This window comes from Cellulomonas sp. IC4_254, from assembly GCF_011603975.1.
Lineage (GTDB): Bacteria > Actinomycetota > Actinomycetes > Actinomycetales > Cellulomonadaceae > Cellulomonas.
In genome coordinates, this window is the sequence record NZ_JAANNB010000252.1 from 1 (window position 1) to 4,594 (window position 4,594).

Sequence of the window (4,594 nt, forward strand, 5' to 3'; positions counted from 1 at the left end):
GCCCTCCACCCCGCCCGCGGAGCCGCCGCCGACGCTGTGGCGGGTCGCACGCACGCCCCGGATGATCGGGCTGCTCGTGCTGTTCCTCGCCGTCGCCGCCGTCTGCGGTCGGCTCGGCGCGTGGCAGCTGGAGCGGGCCGAGGTGCGGGGCGCCGCCGCCCAGGCCGCGAAGCTGGCCGAGGTCGAGGCGCAGGAGCCCGTGCCGATCGCCGACGTGCTGCTGCCGCAGACCACGTTCGAGGGCGCCCTCGTCGGTCGCCGCGTCGAGGTGACGGGCGAGTACGAGGCCGACGGGCAGCTGCTCGTGCGGGACCGCGCGCTGGGTGACCGCACCGGCTCGCTGGTGCTGACCCCGCTGCGGGTGACCTCGGACGACCCGGCCGTCGACGGGGCCGTGCTGCCCGTCGTCCGCGGCTGGGTGGCCGCCGACGACCCCGCCGCCGGCGGGCTCGAGGCGCCCACCGGCCCGGTGACCGTGACGGGGTACCTGCAGGCGTCCGAGGACTCCGGCGCCGACCACGACGCGCAGGCCACCGGCACCACCGACTCGATCTCGTCCGCCGAGCTGCTCGGCGTGTGGGGCGGCCCGATCTGGACCGGCTACGCCGTGCTGACCAGCTCGCAGCCCGCGCAGGACGCGACGGTCGAGCTGCTGCCGCCGCCGACGCGCTCCGGTACCGGGCTGAACATCCAGAACCTCGGGTACGCGGCGCAGTGGTTCGTGTTCGGCGGGTTCGCGGTGTTCCTGTGGGTGCGCCTGCTCAAGGACGAGGTGCTGCGGCTGTCGGGCGCGTTCGACCCGCAGGAGGAGCCGGTCGACGGCGCACGTCCCGCCTGACCCGCCCCCCTCGGTCGGGCCGCTCCCGCTACTCCCGCTGCCAGGAGTGCCAGAGCGACGCGTAGTCCCCGCCGGCCGCGACCAGCTCGTCGTGCGGTCCGATCTCGCTGATCCGGCCCGCGTCGACCACGGCCACCCGGTCCGCGTCGTGCGCGGTGTGCAGCCGGTGCGCGATCGCCACGACCGTGCGCCCGTGCAGGACGGCGGACAGCGACCGCTCCAGGTGCCGGGCGGCGCGCGGGTCGAGCAGCGACGTCGCCTCGTCCAGCACCAGCGTGTGCGGGTCGAGCAGCACCAGCCGGGCGAGGGCGACCTGCTGCGCCTGCGCCGGGGTCAGCGCGGTGCCCCCGGAGCCGACCGGCGTCGCCAGGCCCTCGGGCAGCGCGCGCACCCAGTCCCACGCGTCGACCGCCCGCAGGGCGCGCTCGAGCGCGGCGTCGTCGGCCGCGGGGTCGGCGAGCCGCAGGTTGTCCGCCAGCGGGCCGACGAACACGTGGTGCTCCTGGGTGACCAGCGCGACGTGCCCGCGGAGCTCGTCCAGGGGCAGGTCGACCAGCGGGACCTCGCCGACCGTGACCGAGCCGGCCGTCGGCGGGTGGATGCCCGCGAGCATCCGGCCGAGCGTCGACTTGCCCGCGCCCGAGGGGCCGACGACCGCGAGCCGCTCGCCGGGGCGCAGGCCCAGGTCGATGCCGTGCAGCACGTCGTGCCCCTCGCGGTAGGCGTACCGGACGCCGCGCGCGGTCACGTCCGAGCCCGCGGGCCGGGCGTCGCGCGCGGTGCGGTCGGGGGCCACGTCGGCGACGCCGAGGATCCGGGCGAGCGACGTCGCGCCGACCTGGATCTCGTCCAGCCAGAAGATGAGCTCGCCGATGGGGTGGATGATCTGCGTCGCGTACAGGGCGATCGTGGTGACCGCGCCGATCGTCGCGTCGCCGGTCGAGACCAGGTACGCGCCCCAGGCGAGCACCGCGACGACCGGCAGCACGAACGACGTGTCGACGCCCGGGAACAGCACCGACCGCAGGTTCAGCGTGGCGCTCTCCGCGGCGAACGCCTCCCGCAGGTCGGCGTCCACCCGGGCGCGGCGGCGCGCGCCGAGCCCCAGGGCGTCGACGGTGCGGGCGCCCTCGACGGACTCGGTGATGGTGCCGTTGAGCGTGGCGTACGCGGCGGACTCGCGCAGGTACGCCGGGGCGGCCCGGCGCAGGTACCACCGCGTCACGGCCAGCAGCAGCGGGACGCCGGCCAGCACGCCCACCGCGACCAGGGCGTTCGTCGCGAACGCGGCGACCAGGGTCAGCACGATCGTCGCCGCCGTCACCAGCAGCCGCGGCACCCCGAACCGCACCGTGTACTGGACCCGGTCGATGTCGGTGGTCGTGCGCGCGACCAGGTCGCCGGTGCCGGCCCGCTCGACCGTGGACAGCGGCAGCCGGGTCACCGTGGCGACGAACTCCTCGCGGAGCTCGGCGAACACGGACTCGCCGAGCACCATCGCGGCGCGCTGGGCGTACCGGATGAGCACGGTCTGGGCGAGCACGGCGACGACCAGCACGAGGACCGTCCGGTCCACGACCGCGGTGGTGGTGCCGGAGACCACCGCGTCGACCAGGCGGCCGAGCAGCCACGGGCCGGCCAGGCCGGCGGTGGCGGCGAGCACGTGCAGGAGCACGACGACGCCGAGGCCGCGGCGGTGGCGGCGGAGCAGCGCGGCGGTGTGCCGGCGCAGCGCGGGGGCGTCAGCGACGGGCAGCTTCACGGCGGTCCTCCTCGTCGGTCGTGGCCGGGTCGGTCCCGGGGGCGTCGGGGGCGTGGGCCTCGGCTGCGTCGACGTCGGCGGCGTCGGCCTCGGCGCGGGACACCACCGCGCGGTAGGCGGCGCCGGTGGCGTCGCGTGCGGTGACCAGGTCGCGGTGCGTGCCGGTCGCGACGACCCGCCCGTCCGCGACGAGCGCCACCTCGTCCACGACGTCGAGCACGAGGGGGCTCGCGGTGACCACGACGGTGGTCTCCCCGCGGCGGGCGTCGGCCAGCCGGCGGGCGATCCGCGCCTCGGTGTGCGCGTCGACCGCGCTGGTCGGCTCGATCAGCACGAGGACCTCGGCACCGGTCAGCAGGGCGCGGGCGAGCGCCACGCGCTGCCGCTGGCCGCCCGACAGCGAGCGGCCCTTCTCCTCGACCTCGCCGTCCAGCCCGCCGGGCACTGAGTCCAGCACGTCGCCGGCGTCGGCGACCCGCAGGGCCTCGAGCAGGGCGTCCCGGTCGGCGCCGCCGCGCACGTCGAGCTCGTCGGCCAGCAGGCCGGTGAACAGGTGGGGGGTGGACTCGGCGACGACGACGCGGTGGCGGACCTCGGCGAGGCCGAGCTCCGCGAGCAGGGTCCGGCCCCAGCGCACGCGGGACAGCCCCGGGTCGTCGGCGGCCGCGCGCGGGGCGGGGATCGTCCCCTCCGTCCCGTCGGCGCGGCGCGGGGCGCCGCGGCGGCCGTCGTCGCCTGTGCTCGCGTCGTCCTCGTCGTCCGCCCCGCCGTGCCGCGCCGGTCCGAGGCGGCCCAGCCGCAGCCCGATCCGCGCGGTCTCGTCCGGGTCGGCGCTGACGAGCGCGGTGATCCGGCCGGGCCGCACGACCAGGCCGCTGCCCTCGTCGACGAGCGGCTCGCCGGGCGCCGGGGACGGCCCGGGCGTCGCGGGGTCGTCCGAGCCGGCCTCGCGCACGGACAGCACCCGGATGATCCGCCGCGCGCCGACGACGGCGCGCGTGACCACCCGGATCGCCTCGCTCGCCGTCCACAGCGGCTGGGTGAGGAACGCCGCGAAGCCGTAGAACGCGACGAGCTGGCCGGGCGTGATGTCCCCGCTGATCGCGAGCCGGGCGCCCGCCCACACGACGACCGCCAGGAACAGGCCGGGCAGGAGGGTCTGCAGCGCGTCGAGCAGCGACTGGGTCTGCGACACCCGCACGCCCGCCGCGCGCACCCGCTGCGACTGCGCCCGGTACCGGTCGGAGAACACCTCCTCGCCGCCGATGCCGCGCAGGATGCGCAGGCCGGAGACGGTGTCCGCGCCCAGCGTGGTCAGCCGGCCCGCGGCCTCGCGCTGCTCCGCCTGCCGCCGCTGCAGCGGCCGGACGAGCAGGGACAGGACCGCGACCACGACCGGCAGCCCGAGCAGCACCAGCAGGCCGAGCGGCACCGAGGTGCTGAGCAGCACGGCGCCGAGCACCAGGTAGGCCGCGATGCCGCCGACCAGGCGGGGGAGGATCGCGTACACCTCGCCCATCCGGAGCGCGTCGGAGGCGACGGTCGCGACCACCTCCCCGGTCGGCAGCTCGGCGGTGACGGCGTCGCCGGTCCGGGTCACGTGGTGGCCGACCTGCTGCGAGGACGCGAAGGCCGCGCGCAGCCAGTTCTCGACCTCGAGGCGGTGGCCCCAGACGTTCGCGACGACCTGCACCATGCCGAGCGCGAACACCCCGAGGCAGCCGAGCCACAGCGCGGCGCTCAGCCCGTCGTCCAGGCCGTCGTCGACGACGCGGCCGAGCTGCCACGGGAGCAGCGCGGCGGCCACGTTGCCGACCACGGCGACGGCGGTGGCGCCCGCGAGCACGCCGACCTGCCGGCGGCCCTGCCGGATCATGAGGCGCCAGGGGCCGGTCAGCGGCGGTCGGCCGGGGTCGGGCAGGGGGAGGGGTCGCACGTCGGTCAACGCTACGGGTGACCCCCGACACAGCGGCAAGCGTTTTGCCGGTCGGGCG

Annotated in this window: 3 protein-coding genes; 1 reads left to right on the forward strand and 2 read right to left on the reverse strand. The window is 77.2% G+C overall.

Annotated elements, in window-relative coordinates; all coding sequences use genetic code 11:
* The coding region (locus G6556_RS17255; RefSeq protein WP_277344795.1) for an SURF1 family protein at positions 1–838 on the forward strand (838 nt) is incomplete at its 5' end.
* A gap of 28 nt (positions 839–866) precedes the next feature.
* On the opposite strand, the gene G6556_RS17260 is transcribed toward G6556_RS17255, so the two are convergent.
* Together G6556_RS17260 and G6556_RS17265 are read right to left on the reverse strand one after the other, a co-directional pair.
* Positions 867–2,600, reverse strand: coding sequence for an ABC transporter ATP-binding protein (locus G6556_RS17260; RefSeq protein ID WP_166944145.1), 1,734 nt, complete (start codon positions 2,598–2,600; stop codon positions 867–869).
* The gene (locus tag G6556_RS17265; protein WP_346774968.1) at positions 2,581–4,536 is read right to left on the reverse strand and encodes an ABC transporter ATP-binding protein; all 1,956 of its coding nucleotides are present in this window, start codon (positions 4,534–4,536) and stop codon (positions 2,581–2,583) included. The genes G6556_RS17260 and G6556_RS17265 overlap by 20 nt, the downstream gene beginning before the upstream one ends.
* Positions 4,537–4,594: the final 58 nt, after the last annotated feature.